Annotated in this window: 9 protein-coding genes, 2 tRNA genes and 3 rRNA genes; 7 read left to right on the top strand and 7 right to left on the bottom strand. The window is 53.6% G+C overall.

What is annotated here, in order from left to right; all coding sequences use genetic code 11:
- Nucleotides 1–5 precede the first annotated feature (5 nt).
- Genes cutA through FZF21_RS01915 form a run of 3 tightly spaced genes read left to right on the top strand, consistent with a single transcriptional unit; the run spans nucleotide 6 to nucleotide 2,621 of the window.
- Nucleotides 6–329, top strand: coding sequence for a divalent cation tolerance protein CutA (gene cutA, locus FZF21_RS01925; protein WP_003855908.1), 324 nt, complete (start codon nucleotides 6–8; stop codon nucleotides 327–329).
- Nucleotides 305–1,996, top strand: coding sequence for a protein-disulfide reductase DsbD (locus tag FZF21_RS01920; protein ID WP_045340471.1), 1,692 nt, complete (start codon nucleotides 305–307; stop codon nucleotides 1,994–1,996). Before cutA ends, FZF21_RS01920 begins: the two co-directional genes overlap by 25 nt.
- 49 nt (nucleotides 1,997–2,045) lie before the next feature.
- Entirely contained in the window at nucleotides 2,046–2,621 is a 576-nt protein-coding gene (locus tag FZF21_RS01915) for a transcriptional regulator (protein ID WP_017383972.1), read from the top strand.
- Here FZF21_RS01915 and FZF21_RS01910 read toward each other — a convergent pair.
- A complete protein-coding gene (locus tag FZF21_RS01910; protein WP_047726492.1) occupies nucleotides 2,618–3,208 on the bottom strand; it encodes a LysE family translocator in 591 nt (196 codons plus the stop codon). The genes FZF21_RS01915 and FZF21_RS01910 overlap by 4 nt on opposite strands.
- A gap of 37 nt (nucleotides 3,209–3,245) precedes the next feature.
- Complete coding sequence (locus tag FZF21_RS01905; protein ID WP_023302948.1) at nucleotides 3,246–4,091, bottom strand: AraC family transcriptional regulator; 846 nt, start codon at nucleotides 4,089–4,091, stop codon at nucleotides 3,246–3,248.
- A gap of 169 nt (nucleotides 4,092–4,260) precedes the next feature.
- Between FZF21_RS01905 and FZF21_RS01900 the strand changes: the two genes are divergently transcribed.
- Nucleotides 4,261–4,336 (top strand) — tRNA-Phe (locus FZF21_RS01900).
- 113 nt (nucleotides 4,337–4,449) lie between these two features.
- Nucleotides 4,450–5,067, top strand: coding sequence for a DUF2238 domain-containing protein (locus FZF21_RS01895; protein ID WP_026094410.1), 618 nt, complete (start codon nucleotides 4,450–4,452; stop codon nucleotides 5,065–5,067).
- 107 nt (nucleotides 5,068–5,174) lie between these two features.
- Here FZF21_RS01895 and rrf read toward each other — a convergent pair.
- The 4 genes from rrf to FZF21_RS01875 form a co-directional block, all read right to left on the bottom strand.
- A 5S ribosomal RNA gene (gene rrf / locus FZF21_RS01890) occupies nucleotides 5,175–5,290 on the bottom strand.
- A gap of 71 nt (nucleotides 5,291–5,361) precedes the next feature.
- Nucleotides 5,362–8,267: ribosomal RNA gene (locus tag FZF21_RS01885) — 23S ribosomal RNA — on the bottom strand.
- A gap of 192 nt (nucleotides 8,268–8,459) precedes the next feature.
- Nucleotides 8,460–8,535, bottom strand: a tRNA-Glu gene (locus FZF21_RS01880).
- A gap of 84 nt (nucleotides 8,536–8,619) precedes the next feature.
- Nucleotides 8,620–10,161 (bottom strand): 16S ribosomal RNA (locus FZF21_RS01875).
- The 16S, 23S and 5S rRNA genes sit together here with 1 tRNA gene alongside, the layout of an rRNA operon.
- A gap of 485 nt (nucleotides 10,162–10,646) precedes the next feature.
- Between FZF21_RS01875 and FZF21_RS01870 the strand changes: the two genes are divergently transcribed.
- Complete coding sequence (locus FZF21_RS01870; RefSeq protein WP_015570232.1) at nucleotides 10,647–11,600, top strand: nickel/cobalt transporter; 954 nt, start codon at nucleotides 10,647–10,649, stop codon at nucleotides 11,598–11,600.
- 33 nt (nucleotides 11,601–11,633) lie between these two features.
- Here the strand turns inward: FZF21_RS01870 and proP are convergent, their stop codons facing one another.
- Nucleotides 11,634–13,136 carry a glycine betaine/L-proline transporter ProP gene (proP, locus tag FZF21_RS01865; protein WP_015570231.1) on the bottom strand — a complete coding sequence of 501 codons (1,503 nt, stop codon included), beginning with the start codon at nucleotides 13,134–13,136 and terminating at the stop codon, nucleotides 11,634–11,636.
- Between the two features lie 646 nt (nucleotides 13,137–13,782).
- Between proP and kdgT the strand changes: the two genes are divergently transcribed.
- Entirely contained in the window at nucleotides 13,783–14,775 is a 993-nt protein-coding gene (gene kdgT, locus FZF21_RS01860; RefSeq protein WP_017694692.1) for a 2-keto-3-deoxygluconate transporter, read from the top strand.
- The last annotated feature ends 17 nt before the right edge of the window (nucleotides 14,776–14,792 follow it).

Genomic DNA, 14,792 nt, shown 5'->3' with positions numbered 1-14,792 from the left:
GACTTGTGAACACGCCTGATGCTGTTGTTGTACTGTGCACCGCCCCTGATGAAGCTTCTGCCCAGGATCTGGCCGCCAAAGTGTTGGCCGAAAAACTGGCTGCCTGTGTCACACTTCTTCCCGGCGCTACCTCCCTTTATTACTGGGAAGGCAAGCTGGAGCAAGAGTACGAAGTCCAGATGTTGCTCAAAACCAACCTGACAAACCAGCAGGCGCTCCTCGACTGCCTCAAGTCTCATCATCCATACCAAACCCCGGAGCTGCTGGTTCTGCCAGTGGTCCACGGCGATAACGATTATCTCTCATGGCTCAACGCTTCATTACGCTGATCCTGCTGCTGTGCAGCACGTCAGCTTTTGCCGGATTGTTTGACGCACCCGGCCGTTCGAACTTTATTCCTGCCGACCAGGCGTTCGTTTTCGACTTTCAGCAAAACCAGCACGATCTCAGTCTCACCTGGCAGGTGAAAGAGGGTTACTACCTCTATCGCAAGCAGGTCAGCATCACGCCGGCAAAGGCGAACGTCGGCGCATTGCAGATGCCCGCTGGCGAGTGGCACGAGGACGAGTTCTACGGTAAGAGTGAAATTTATCGTCAGCGCTTAAGCGTGCCCGTCACGGTGAATCAGGCGGATAAAGGCGCTACCCTGACGGTGACGTATCAGGGCTGCGCCGATGCGGGCTTCTGCTATCCCCCTGAAACAAAGGTCGTTCCGCTTAGCGAAGTGAAAGCGGCGGCCTCCCCTCTCCCCTCAGGGGAGAGGGGCGAAGGCAAAGCCGCTTCAGACCTTCCGTTCTCAGCGCTTTGGGCGTTATTGATTGGTATCGGCATCGCCTTTACGCCCTGCGTACTGCCCATGTACCCGCTTATCTCTGGCATCGTGCTGGGCGGTAAACAACGCCTTTCCACTACCCGCGCGCTGTTGCTGGCCTTTATCTATGTGCAGGGCATGGCGTTAACCTATACGGCGCTCGGCCTCGTGGTCGCTGCTGCCGGATTGCAGTTCCAGGCCGCCCTTCAGCACCCTTATGTGCTTATCGGTCTGTCAGCGGTGTTTATTCTGCTGGCGCTGTCGATGTTTGGCCTGTTCACCCTGCAACTGCCCTCTTCCCTGCAAACCCGTCTGACGCTAATGAGCAACCGTCAGCAGGGTGGCTCTGCGGGCGGCGTGTTCGCCATGGGTGCCATCGCCGGGCTGATTTGCTCCCCCTGCACCACTGCGCCGTTGAGCGCCATCCTGTTATATATTGCCCAGAGCGGCAACCTGTGGCTCGGCGGCGGCACGCTGTACCTCTACGCGCTCGGCATGGGCCTGCCGCTGATCCTGGTGACGGTGTTTGGCAATCGTCTGCTGCCGAAGAGCGGACCGTGGATGGAGACGGTGAAAACCGCGTTTGGTTTTGTCATTCTGGCGCTACCGGTATTCCTGCTGGAGCGCATCATTGGTGATGTGTGGGGTACACGTCTGTGGGCGATGCTCGGCGTGGCCTTCTTCAGTTGGGCGTTTATCGTGAGTCTGGGGGCGAAGAAACCGTGGATGCGCCTGCTACAGATCCTTCTGCTGGCAGCCGCGCTGGTGAGCGTCCGTCCACTACAGGACTGGGCGTTTGGCACCCCGTCAGGTCAAACGCAGGCTCATCTGAATTTTATACAGATTAAGAATGTGGATGACCTTAACCGCGCCCTGGCGCAGGCGAAAGGCAAACCGGTCATGCTCGATCTCTACGCCGACTGGTGCGTGGCCTGCAAAGAGTTTGAAAAATACACCTTCAGCGATCCGCAGGTACGACATGCGCTGAGCGATACCGTTCTGCTCCAGGCGAACGTTACCGCCAACAGCGCGCAGGATAAGGCTCTGCTGAAGCAACTTAATGTGCTCGGGCTGCCTACCATCCTGTTCTTCAATGAACAGGGGGAAGAACAGCCGACGCAGCGTGTAACCGGGTTTATGGACGCGACGGCATTCAACGCGCATTTGCGCAATCGCCAACCGTAAACAACACTTTAGACGGGACAAACCGTTGGGAATAGCGGAGGAGATAACCGTGCAACGCGAAGACGTACTGGGACAAGCCCTGCAATTGCTTGAGATTCAAGGGATCGCCAGCACCACGCTTGAGATGGTCGCCGACCGTATCGATTACCCTCTGGATGAACTTAAGCGCTTCTGGCCGGATAAAGAGGCGCTGCTGTATGATGCCCTGCGCTATCTCAGCCAACAGGTGGATATCTGGCGCAGGCAGCTGATGCTGAATGAAGAGCTGACCACCGAGCAAAAGCTGCTGGCGCGCTATACCGCACTGACGGAGTGTGTAACCAACAACCGTTACCCAGGCTGTCTGTTTATCGCCGCCTGCACCTACTATCCGGATCCCGGACACCCCATCCATCAACTGGCAGATCAGCAAAAACGTGCCGCGCACGAGTTCACACACGAGCTGCTGACCACACTTGAAGTGGATGATCCGGCAATGGTCGCGAAGCAGATGGAGCTGGTGCTGGAAGGTTGCCTGAGTCGCATGCTGGTGAACCGTAGCCAGGCGGATGTGGATACGGCGCACCGTCTGGCGGAAGATATTTTGCGGTTTGCGCAGTGTCGTATGGGTGGTGCTCTGACCTAAGCCAGCATTCCCGTCCAGGCGGAAATAAACAAGCACAGCGCCATCGCGCGCTGAAATCGCACCATCGCCACGGTGGTGCGGAAAATCCGGTTCACCGCCTTCCCCAGCCACGCCCAGCACAACAAACAAGCCACGGAGATCGCCAGAAACCATAGCGCCATCAGCGCAATATCCCGTAATGCATGGTCGCTTGCCGGAGCAAACAGGCTGACAACTGCCAGCGCCATCATCCACGTTTTTGGGTTTACAATCTGTAATAACGCCGCCGCCCGCGCGGTAAACCGGACATGGCGTCTGGAGGAGAGGTTCGCGGCCGGGGCGCTAAACAGCTGCCAGCTCATCCAGGAAAGCCACAGCACGCCCGCCCAGCTCATTACCTGACGTATCAGCGGATACTGGCGTAACACTTCTCCTGCCCCAGCCCCCGAAACCAGAACAATAGCGCTGGCGGCAATACACCCGCTCAGGATCGCAGGAACCGTATTTTTTACGCCAAAGTGCTGACTGTTAGCCAGTACCAGAATATTGGTTGGCCCCGGCGTAATCGAGGCGACAAATGCAAACAACAGGAAGGGTAATAAATTCACAGGTGACTCCTTTTTTATTAGAGCCACGAATGTGCCGTTATTTTCTGGAAACGTCTGGAAGGTTTGTGCACAACCGACGGTAGTGTGCCGGAGAAATACGGTATGCCCGCTGGAACCAGCGACCAAGATGGCTTTGATCGGCAAACCCCACAGCCGTTGCAACATCGACAGGCAGTTCCCCACACGCCAGCATCTGTCGGGCCTTTGCCAGGCGCAGCTGGATAAGCCAGGCGTGCGGTGCCAGGTGAAATTCGCGCTTAAAACAGCGGGTGAGCGTAAAGCGATCTGTACCCGTCTCACGGGCAAGGTCTGACAGCCCCACGTTCTCGCCGATATGCGCATAGAGATAGTCGCGGGCACGATGCGCCACGGCGGAGCTTTGTAGCTGAGACGGGAGTTTCTTACGCCAGTGGCAGTGGGCAGTGATCTGAGAGAGCAGGTTATCCATTGTGCTCTGTTGGACGATCTTCATCTCATCGTTATGCAACGAGGCAAATGTATCACCGATAGCGCGCACCAACTGAGGCTCTCGCGTCAGCGTTTGGGCAAAGTGGAGGGTGTAGCTCCCGGGAGTAGAGTCGTACAGCCCTTGAAGCGTACGGGTGAGCCAGTGTTCATCCAGATAAAAGGTAAGGTAAGTAAAGCCCCCCTCTATCGGCGCATCACCGTCATGGATCTCCCCGGGCTCAAGTAAAAAAGCATCGCCCGGCTGGCTACGGTGGCGTTCACGGCGACAGTGGAACTGCTGGGTGCCGGAAAGGGTTATTCCGACCAGATAGCTATCATGCCAGTGGGGATCAAAGGCATGTCCTTCGAAATGCGCCTTAATTGTCTCAATACCTGTTTCTGCATGCTGACGCAGCTCAAGCCAGTCGTTTGCCATACTGCCCTCCTCTTACCGTCAGCATTGTCACATCTTGCCTGAACTGTCTGGAAGATTTGTGCAATTCCAGGGCACAAACGGACAGATTGCCGCAAACTTAAGCAGTTGAACAGCTTTTCCCGAAATAATGTTGACGATCGCGCGCGATTGCGGTTTAATGCGCTCCGTTGCCCGGATAGCTCAGTCGGTAGAGCAGGGGATTGAAAATCCCCGTGTCCTTGGTTCGATTCCGAGTCCGGGCACCACTATTTAAAGAACCCAGCCTACGGCTGGGTTTTTGCTTTTCTGTATCCGCTACGCATTGAATTTTCCCTTCTGTCAGGTAATAGTGATTTTTTCCCCTGACAATGAAAATGATATGACCTTATCTGCTTTAAAAGTCGGGTCACTGCTCCTGCTGTTGATCCTGTTTTATACCGGCCTGTTCACGAGCGATCGCATCACCTGGCTGATGGAGGTGACGCCCGTCATTATCATCATCCCACTTCTGCTTGCCACGCACCGGCGATACCCTCTGACTCCCCTTCTCTATACCCTGGTTTTCTTCCACGCCATCATTCTGATGGTTGGTGGTATGTACACCTATGCAAAGGTTCCGGTTGGTTTTGAGGTTCAGGAGATGCTCGGGCTTAGCCGAAATCCGTATGACAAGCTCGGTCACTTCTTTCAGGGGCTGGTTCCCGCACTGGCAGCGCGAGAAATTCTGCTGCGCGGTGGGTATGTTCGTGGACATAAGATGACGGGATTTCTGGTGTGCTGTGTTGCTCTGGCCATTAGCGCCACCTATGAACTCATTGAGTGGTGGGCAGCTTTGGCAATGGGACAGGGTGCGGATGATTTTCTGGGGACGCAGGGCGATCCATGGGATACCCAGTCTGATATGTTTTGCGCGCTGCTTGGTGCGTTAACGACGGTGCTGATCCTTGGGCGTTTCCATCAGCGGCAATTGCTTCGTTTGAATGTTTGTCAGGGATAGTACGCTCTGAGTTGCCGGGTGGCGGCTTCGCCTTGCCCGGCCTGCCGTTTTTCGACGTACAAACGCAAAAAGGCCATCCTTCCGGATGGCCTCTTCACTTGTTTGATGCCTGGCAGTTCCCTACTCTCACATGGGGAGACCCCACACTACCATCGGCGCTACGGCGTTTCACTTCTGAGTTCGGCATGGGGTCAGGTGGGACCACCGCGCTACAGCCGCCAGGCAAATTCTGTTAATCTGTATCAGGCTGAAATTTGATTGTCTGTCTCTTCGCCAAAACACCTTCGGCGTTGTAAGGTTAAGCCTCACGGTTCATTAGTATCGGTTAGCTCAACGCATCGCTGCGCTTACACACCCGACCTATCAACGTCGTCGTCTTCAACGTTCCTTCAGGAGACTTAAAGTCTCAGGGAGAACTCATCTCGGGGCAAGTTTCGTGCTTAGATGCTTTCAGCACTTATCTCTTCCGCATTTAGCTACCGGGCAGTGCCATTGGCATGACAACCCGAACACCAGTGATGCGTCCACTCCGGTCCTCTCGTACTAGGAGCAGCCCCCCTCAATTCTCCAGCGCCCACGGCAGATAGGGACCGAACTGTCTCACGACGTTCTAAACCCAGCTCGCGTACCACTTTAAATGGCGAACAGCCATACCCTTGGGACCTACTTCAGCCCCAGGATGTGATGAGCCGACATCGAGGTGCCAAACACCGCCGTCGATATGAACTCTTGGGCGGTATCAGCCTGTTATCCCCGGAGTACCTTTTATCCGTTGAGCGATGGCCCTTCCATTCAGAACCACCGGATCACTATGACCTGCTTTCGCACCTGCTCGCGCCGTCACGCTCGCAGTCAAGCTGGCTTATGCCATTGCACTAACCTCCTGATGTCCGACCAGGATTAGCCAACCTTCGTGCTCCTCCGTTACTCTTTGGGAGGAGACCGCCCCAGTCAAACTACCCACCAGACACTGTCCGCAACCCGGGTAACGGGTCTACGTTAGAACACCAGCCATTAAAGGGTGGTATTTCAAGGTTGGCTCCACGCAGACTGGCGTCCACGCTTCAAAGCCTCCCACCTATCCTACACATCAAGGACCAGTGTTCAGTGTCAAGCTATAGTAAAGGTTCACGGGGTCTTTCCGTCTTGCCGCGGGTACACTGCATCTTCACAGCGAGTTCAATTTCACTGAGTCTCGGGTGGAGACAGCCTGGCCATCATTACGCCATTCGTGCAGGTCGGAACTTACCCGACAAGGAATTTCGCTACCTTAGGACCGTTATAGTTACGGCCGCCGTTTACCGGGGCTTCGATCAAGAGCTTCGCGTTGCCGCTAACCCCATCAATTAACCTTCCGGCACCGGGCAGGCGTCACACCGTATACGTCCACTTTCGTGTTTGCACAGTGCTGTGTTTTTAATAAACAGTTGCAGCCAGCTGGTATCTTCGACTGATTTCAGCTCCGCCCGCAGGGGCTTCACCTACACATCAGCGTGCCTTCTCCCGAAGTTACGGCACCATTTTGCCTAGTTCCTTCACCCGAGTTCTCTCAAGCGCCTTGGTATTCTCTACCTGACCACCTGTGTCGGTTTGGGGTACGATTTCGTGTTACCTGATGCTTAGAGGCTTTTCCTGGAAGCAGGGCATTTATCACTTCAGCACCGTAGTGCCTCGTCATCACACCTCAGCGTTAACAAGGTACCGGATTTACCTGGAACCTCCGCCTACATGCTTAAACCGGGACAACCGTCGCCCGGCTGACATAGCCTTCTCCGTCCCCCCTTCGCAGTAACACCAAGTACAGGAATATTAACCTGTTTCCCATCGACTACGCCTTTCGGCCTCGCCTTAGGGGTCGACTCACCCTGCCCCGATTAACGTTGGACAGGAACCCTTGGTCTTCCGGCGAGCGGGCTTTTCACCCGCTTTATCGTTACTTATGTCAGCATTCGCACTTCTGATACCTCCAGCATGCCTCACAGCACACCTTCAACGGCTTACAGAACGCTCCCCTACCCAACAACACATAAGTGTCGCTGCCGCAGCTTCGGTGCATGGTTTAGCCCCGTTACATCTTCCGCGCAGGCCGACTCGACCAGTGAGCTATTACGCTTTCTTTAAATGATGGCTGCTTCTAAGCCAACATCCTGGCTGTCTGTGCCTTCCCACATCGTTTCCCACTTAACCATGACTTTGGGACCTTAGCTGGCGGTCTGGGTTGTTTCCCTCTTCACGACGGACGTTAGCACCCGCCGTGTGTCTCCCGTGATAACATTCTTCGGTATTCGTAGTTTGCATCGGGTTGGTAAGCCGGGATGGCCCCCTAGCCGAAACAGTGCTCTACCCCCGAAGATGAATTCACGAGGCGCTACCTAAATAGCTTTCGGGGAGAACCAGCTATCTCCCGGTTTGATTGGCCTTTCACCCCCAGCCACAGGTCATCCGCTAATTTTTCAACATTAGTCGGTTCGGTCCTCCAGTTAGTGTTACCCAACCTTCAACCTGCCCATGGCTAGATCACCGGGTTTCGGGTCTATACCCTGCAACTTAACGCCCAGTTAAGACTCGGTTTCCCTTCGGCTCCCCTATACGGTTAACCTTGCTACAGAATATAAGTCGCTGACCCATTATACAAAAGGTACGCAGTCACCCCATAAAGAGGCTCCCACTGCTTGTACGTACACGGTTTCAGGTTCTTTTTCACTCCCCTCGCCGGGGTTCTTTTCGCCTTTCCCTCACGGTACTGGTTCACTATCGGTCAGTCAGGAGTATTTAGCCTTGGAGGATGGTCCCCCCATATTCAGACAGGATACCACGTGTCCCGCCCTACTCTTCGAGTTCACAGCAAGTGTGCTTTCGTGTACGGGACTATCACCCTGTACCGTCGGACTTTCCAGACCGTTCCACTAACACACAAGCTGATTCAGACTCCGGGCTGCTCCCCGTTCGCTCGCCGCTACTGGGGGAATCTCGGTTGATTTCTTTTCCTCGGGGTACTTAGATGTTTCAGTTCCCCCGGTTCGCCTCGTTAACCTATGTATTCAGTTAACGATAGTGCAACGGATTGCACTGGGTTTCCCCATTCGGACATCGCCGGGTCAAGGGTTCATATCACCTCGCCGGCGCTTTTCGCAGATTAGCACGTCCTTCATCGCCTCTGACTGCCAGGGCATCCACCGTGTACGCTTAGTCGCTTAACCTCACAACCCGAAGATGTTTCTTTCGATTCACCATCGACTTGCGAAAATTTGAGAGACTCGAACACACATGAGCTGTGTGTCGTTTCAATTTTCAGCTTGATCCAGATTTTTAAAGAGCAAATATCTCAAACATGACTCGCAAGTCAGTTTTGAGATATGACGGCAGGTGACTTTCACTCACGAACCAGCAAGTGGCGTCCCCTAGGGGATTCGAACCCCTGTTACCGCCGTGAAAGGGCGGTGTCCTGGGCCTCTAGACGAAGGGGACGTACAGTCTCAATCGCAAGACGCCTTGCTATTTACTTTTCATCAGACAATCTGTGTGGACACTACAAAGGCAGGTTCTTTAAGGTAAGGAGGTGATCCAACCGCAGGTTCCCCTACGGTTACCTTGTTACGACTTCACCCCAGTCATGAATCACAAAGTGGTAAGCGCCCTCCCGAAGGTTAAGCTACCTACTTCTTTTGCAACCCACTCCCATGGTGTGACGGGCGGTGTGTACAAGGCCCGGGAACGTATTCACCGTGGCATTCTGATCCACGATTACTAGCGATTCCGACTTCATGGAGTCGAGTTGCAGACTCCAATCCGGACTACGACGCACTTTATGAGGTCCGCTTGCTCTCGCGAGGTCGCTTCTCTTTGTATGCGCCATTGTAGCACGTGTGTAGCCCTACTCGTAAGGGCCATGATGACTTGACGTCATCCCCACCTTCCTCCAGTTTATCACTGGCAGTCTCCTTTGAGTTCCCGGCCTAACCGCTGGCAACAAAGGATAAGGGTTGCGCTCGTTGCGGGACTTAACCCAACATTTCACAACACGAGCTGACGACAGCCATGCAGCACCTGTCTCAGAGTTCCCGAAGGCACCAATCCATCTCTGGAAAGTTCTCTGGATGTCAAGAGTAGGTAAGGTTCTTCGCGTTGCATCGAATTAAACCACATGCTCCACCGCTTGTGCGGGCCCCCGTCAATTCATTTGAGTTTTAACCTTGCGGCCGTACTCCCCAGGCGGTCGACTTAACGCGTTAGCTCCGGAAGCCACGCCTCAAGGGCACAACCTCCAAGTCGACATCGTTTACGGCGTGGACTACCAGGGTATCTAATCCTGTTTGCTCCCCACGCTTTCGCACCTGAGCGTCAGTCTTTGTCCAGGGGGCCGCCTTCGCCACCGGTATTCCTCCAGATCTCTACGCATTTCACCGCTACACCTGGAATTCTACCCCCCTCTACAAGACTCTAGCCTGCCAGTTTCGAATGCAGTTCCCAGGTTGAGCCCGGGGATTTCACATCCGACTTGACAGACCGCCTGCGTGCGCTTTACGCCCAGTAATTCCGATTAACGCTTGCACCCTCCGTATTACCGCGGCTGCTGGCACGGAGTTAGCCGGTGCTTCTTCTGCGGGTAACGTCAATCGACAAGGTTATTAACCTTATCGCCTTCCTCCCCGCTGAAAGTACTTTACAACCCGAAGGCCTTCTTCATACACGCGGCATGGCTGCATCAGGCTTGCGCCCATTGTGCAATATTCCCCACTGCTGCCTCCCGTAGGAGTCTGGACCGTGTCTCAGTTCCAGTGTGGCTGGTCATCCTCTCAGACCAGCTAGGGATCGTCGCCTAGGTGAGCCGTTACCCCACCTACTAGCTAATCCCATCTGGGCACATCCGATGGCAAGAGGCCCGAAGGTCCCCCTCTTTGGTCTTGCGACGTTATGCGGTATTAGCTACCGTTTCCAGTAGTTATCCCCCTCCATCAGGCAGTTTCCCAGACATTACTCACCCGTCCGCCACTCGTCAGCGAAGCAGCAAGCTGCTTCCTGTTACCGTTCGACTTGCATGTGTTAGGCCTGCCGCCAGCGTTCAATCTGAGCCATGATCAAACTCTTCAATTTAAAAGTTTGATGCTCAATGAATTAAACTTCGTAATGAATTACGTGTTCACTCGTTGAGACTTGGTATTCATTTAGTGTCCGAAGACATTAAGAATCCATGTCACTTTGAGTGCCCACACAGATTGTCTGATAAATTGTTAAAGAGCAGTTGCGACGCGCTTCAGCGCTCTGTCGCGAGGTGGCGTATATTACGCTTTCCTCTTTCAGAGTCAACCCGTTATTTCAGGATTTTTTCTCTTCAGCCGACCGGGTTATCTGTGAAGTGATTCACATCCGCCGTGTCGATGGAGGCGCATTATAGGGAGTTCCCGAGCGACCGCAACAGAAAAGTTGCAAAAAAATGACTGACTGCTGTATTCCCCAGCAAAACCCCGCCTTATACCTTTTTACACACAGACTTATCCACAATCCATTGACGATCCCGGTGTGATCCAACGATGTGAACACTATACTAGCGGCAAATATTTCTCTCGCGGGCCAACCTCATGACGACACAACGACTTCAACGTGACTGGCGTATCCCAACCGCCGGGCTCGCCGTGCTGGTGTTACTTATGGCAGGTTTTGCACTGCATACGCACTGGAATGCTTTTATTCAGTGGTGCCTCGCCACCCAGATCACCCTGCACCGATATCTGGTGATGTATCTGCTGCAACTTAATAATCATCAGTACAGCGGTGGGCTATGGTTGTTAACCGGTGCGTTTCTTTATGGTGTACTCCATGCCGTTGGACCTGGGCACGGCAAATTTATCGTCACCACGTATCTCACCACCAATAAAGAGAGCCAGCTCGCGGCGCGCGTCGTACCGTTTATCGGTAGCATGATGCAGGGCGTCAGCGCGATCGTCTTTGTCTTTATCCTGGCGGTTGGATTGAACCTCGCGTCAGGAGATATCAGCACCAGCCGTTGGTACGTCGAGAAAATCAGCGCCGTGCTGATTGCCGTCTTCGGTGCGTTTATCATTTATCAGGCGCTCAGCAGCCTGCGTCCGCGCAAAATGGCGATTAGCGCCATCAAGCCGCTTCACCAGCATAATGAACGCTGTGGCTGCTGCCATCACGGCGTAGGGGTGGATCTGACTAAAAGCGACTGGAAAACCCGTCTGGGCGTGGTGCTGGCCATTGGCGCACGCCCGTGCAGCGGGGCAATTATGATCCTGATGTTCTCGAATGCGCTCGGTATTATTAGCTGGGGGATTGCTGCTGTGATGACAATGTCGCTGGGCACGGCGCTGTCGATTATGGGGCTGTCGCTGGCAGTACGTTACGCGCGTGAACGCACAGTAACCTGGTTTGGCGGCGGCACGTCCCTGAACTGGGTAATGCCGATGGTCAAAATTGCCGGAGGGGTTGTTCTGATACTGTTCGCGACGATCCTGTTCCTGACGGTGATCCCCGTCAGCGCCGGCGGCGACTATATTGCCGCAGGATGCTAATAAAAGAAAACCCGCCAGCGGCGGGTTTTTTTATCACTCGTTAATTCGCGGATGCTGATCGACAAGGCGAGAGCGTTTTGTCTGGAGCGCCTCAATCTCTGCGTCAATATCTTCAATCTTCTGCTCTACATTATCGTAGTGCTCACGCAGGATCTCTTTCGCTTCCTGAATATCAGACGCCGCAGGCGTTGCCCCTTTCAACGGACGATTCGCCGTCTCCTTCATGGTAATACCGGTAATCAGGCCGATCACCGCAATGACCATCAGATAGTAAGCAGGCATCATCAGGTTCTGCGTGCTCTCCACCAGTGAAGCAGCAAGCGTCGGCGTCAGGCCCGCAATCAGAACGGAGATATTAAAGGCTGCCGCCAGCGCACTGTAGCGAATATGCGTCGGGAACATTGCCGGCAGCGTAGAAGCCATCACCCCGATGAAGCAGTTGAGGATCACCGCCAGCATCAGCAGACCGGCGAAAATCAGCCCCAGCACATTGCTGTTAATCAGAATAAAGGCCGGGATTGCCAGTGCGAACAGGGCTACGCTGCCGAGAATAATGAATGGCTTACGGCCAAAGCGGTCGCTCAGCAGACCCATAATCGGCTGCACAAACAGCATACCCACCATGATGGCGATAATAATCAGCACACCGTGGTCTTCCGAGTAGTGCAGGTTATGCGACAGGTAGCTCGGCATGTAGGTCAACAGCATGTAATAGGTGACGTTGGTGGAAATCACCAGACCAATACAGGTCAGCAGGCTGCGCCAGTGTTTGGTCGCAATCTCCTTGAACGACACTTTCGGGCCATCCTGTAACCCTTCACGGTCACCCTGCTCCAGCTTTTCAACGTGCTGCTGGAACGCAGGCGTCTCTTCCAGGGCGTGACGCAGATAAAGCCCAATGATGCCCAGCGGCAGCGCCAGGAAGAACGGAATACGCCAGCCCCAGTCAAGGAAGTTCTCTTCACCCACTACGGTTGAGATCAGAACCACAACCCCCGCGCCCATGACAAAACCGGCAATCGAACCAAAGTCCAGCCAGCTGCCCATAAAGCCACGTTTACGGTCCGGAGAATATTCAGCGACAAAAATCGATGCGCCGGTATATTCGCCACCAACGGAGAAGCCCTGCGCCATCTTACAGATCAACAGCAGAATCGGCGCCCATATACCAATAGTTGCATACGACGGAATAAGGCCGATACAGAATGTACTTATCGACATGATGACAATGGTAATAGCCAGGATCTTCTGGCGACCATATTTATCACCCAGCATGCCGAAGAAAAGGCCACCGAGAGGACGAATCAGGAAGGGAACGGAGAACGTACCCAGCGCAGCAATCATCTGCAAGCTGGGATCGGCACCAGGGAAAAACACTTTACCAAGTGCATAGGCCACAAAGCCGTAAACACCAAAATCGAACCACTCCATCGCATTACCGAGCGAGGCCGCTGTAATCGCTTTGCGCAGTTTCGCGTCATCAATAATGGTGACATCGCGTAGCGTGATGGGTTTTACTTTTTTCCTTCTAAGCATAGCTTTCCTCGTAGACTCAGCCCTGTCCGTTTCACAGCGCATTTTACAAGCTGTGAACCAGAGACCCGCTCCATGCGAATCTCCTTATTCAAGCGTAGCAGGTTTACTTACATTGACGTTTTACCTCAATACAACCGAACCTGTTGACGCCTGTCTGGGCAGTTAAAGACCTTTTTACCCTACCAGCGTTTATATATGTGATCAACTTCACACATATTTTTCCTGTACGTAAGTTGCCTTCAGCTTTTGTCAATTCACGATAAATAAGGTCATTCTAAACCCCCTTATCAAACAGATCTTAACGCCCGTTATTATTCCTCCCCAAACAAAATGCAAGCACATTTTTTCACAGCGAATTTACACAAAATTCAATTATTAACAGTGGGCAATCCTGTTTACATTCAATATGTGACGAAGATAACTAAAACAGCGTTTTATTTTCGTTGAATCACAATTCCAAAGATCGCATGATAAATCCGAACACGATATCCCAGCAGCTTTCAAATGAAGGAATGCTGAACACCTGAATTTCGCTCTACAGCATAAATAACGAATCGATTGGCCCCAAAAAAGGCAATCGTTTGAATTTGTTGATCTATTTTTTGAGCTTTCCGCCAGCCATGCGGACGAGATGTGAGGGTTAATGATGAAGATTAAAGCAACAATAGAACGCATCCCGGGCGGGATGATGCTGGTCCCGCTGGTACTTGGCGCGATATTAAATACGCTAGCCCCGAATACCGGTGCTTATTTTGGCGGTTTTACAAAAGGTATGATTACCGGAACGGTACCGATTCTGGCAGTCTGGTTCTTTTGCATCGGCGCATCAATTAACTTGCGTGCAACAGGTACGGTATTACGTAAATCAGGGACGCTGGTCATTACTAAAATTGCGGTCGCCTGGGTTGTTGCCATGATCTGTGCAATGTTCATTCCGGAGAATGGAATTCAGACCGGCTTCTTCGCCGGATTATCCGTTCTGGCCATAGTCTCAGCAATGGATATGACCAACGGCGGTCTCTATGCCAGCCTGATGAATCAATATGGCACCAAAGAAGAATCGGGCGCGTTCGTGCTGATGTCCCTGGAGTCGGGTCCGCTGATGACGATGTTGATTCTGGGTTCTGCCGGCCTTGCCTCTTTTGAACCACACCATTTTGTCGGGGCGATCCTGCCGTTCCTGATTGGTTTTGCGCTGGGCAACCTCGATCACGATCTGCGTGATTTCTTCAGCAAAGCCACCCCGGTACTGATCCCGTTCTTCGGCTTCGCGTTGGGCAATACCATCAACCTGAACGTGATTCTGGAAACCGGCCTGCTGGGCATTGTGCTGGGTGTTGCCGTCATCGTCATCACGGGTATTCCACTGATTATTGCAGACCGCGTCATCGGGGGCGGCAACGGAACCGCGGGCGTGGCCGCCTCTTCGGCCGCAGGCGCTGCGGTAGCCAACCCGGTGATTATCGCCCAGATTAACCCGGCCTTTGAACCCGTGGCCGCTTCCGCCACGGCTCTGGTTGCCGCCAGCGTGATTGTGACGGCAATTCTGGTCCCTGTCATCACGGCACTGTATGCCAGACGCTTTGGGCATGTGCCTGAGTCCCAAACAGAACCTGAAGCGGTAGAAATGCACCACTAACCCTTTCGCCCCCTCCT

Origin of the sequence: Enterobacter sp. LU1, from assembly GCF_008271405.2 — a bacterium.
Taxonomy (GTDB): domain Bacteria; phylum Pseudomonadota; class Gammaproteobacteria; order Enterobacterales; family Enterobacteriaceae; genus Enterobacter; species Enterobacter hormaechei_C.
This window is presented reverse-complemented; position numbering and strand designations above follow the sequence as displayed.

What these genes read in the sequence shown, in the direction of transcription:
- FZF21_RS01870 (WP_015570232.1), top strand. Translation starts at nt 10,647, where the DNA reads ATGACGACACAACGACTTCAACGTGACTGGCGTATCCCAACCGCCGGG.
- FZF21_RS01905 (WP_023302948.1), bottom strand. Translation starts at nt 4,091, where the DNA reads ATGGCAAACGACTGGCTTGAGCTGCGTCAGCATGCAGAAACAGGTATT.
- FZF21_RS01895 (WP_026094410.1), top strand. Translation starts at nt 4,450, where the DNA reads ATGACCTTATCTGCTTTAAAAGTCGGGTCACTGCTCCTGCTGTTGATC.
- kdgT (WP_017694692.1), top strand. Translation starts at nt 13,783, where the DNA reads ATGAAGATTAAAGCAACAATAGAACGCATCCCGGGCGGGATGATGCTG.
- FZF21_RS01920 (WP_045340471.1), top strand. Translation starts at nt 305, where the DNA reads ATGGCTCAACGCTTCATTACGCTGATCCTGCTGCTGTGCAGCACGTCA.
- proP (WP_015570231.1), bottom strand. Translation starts at nt 13,136, where the DNA reads ATGCTTAGAAGGAAAAAAGTAAAACCCATCACGCTACGCGATGTCACC.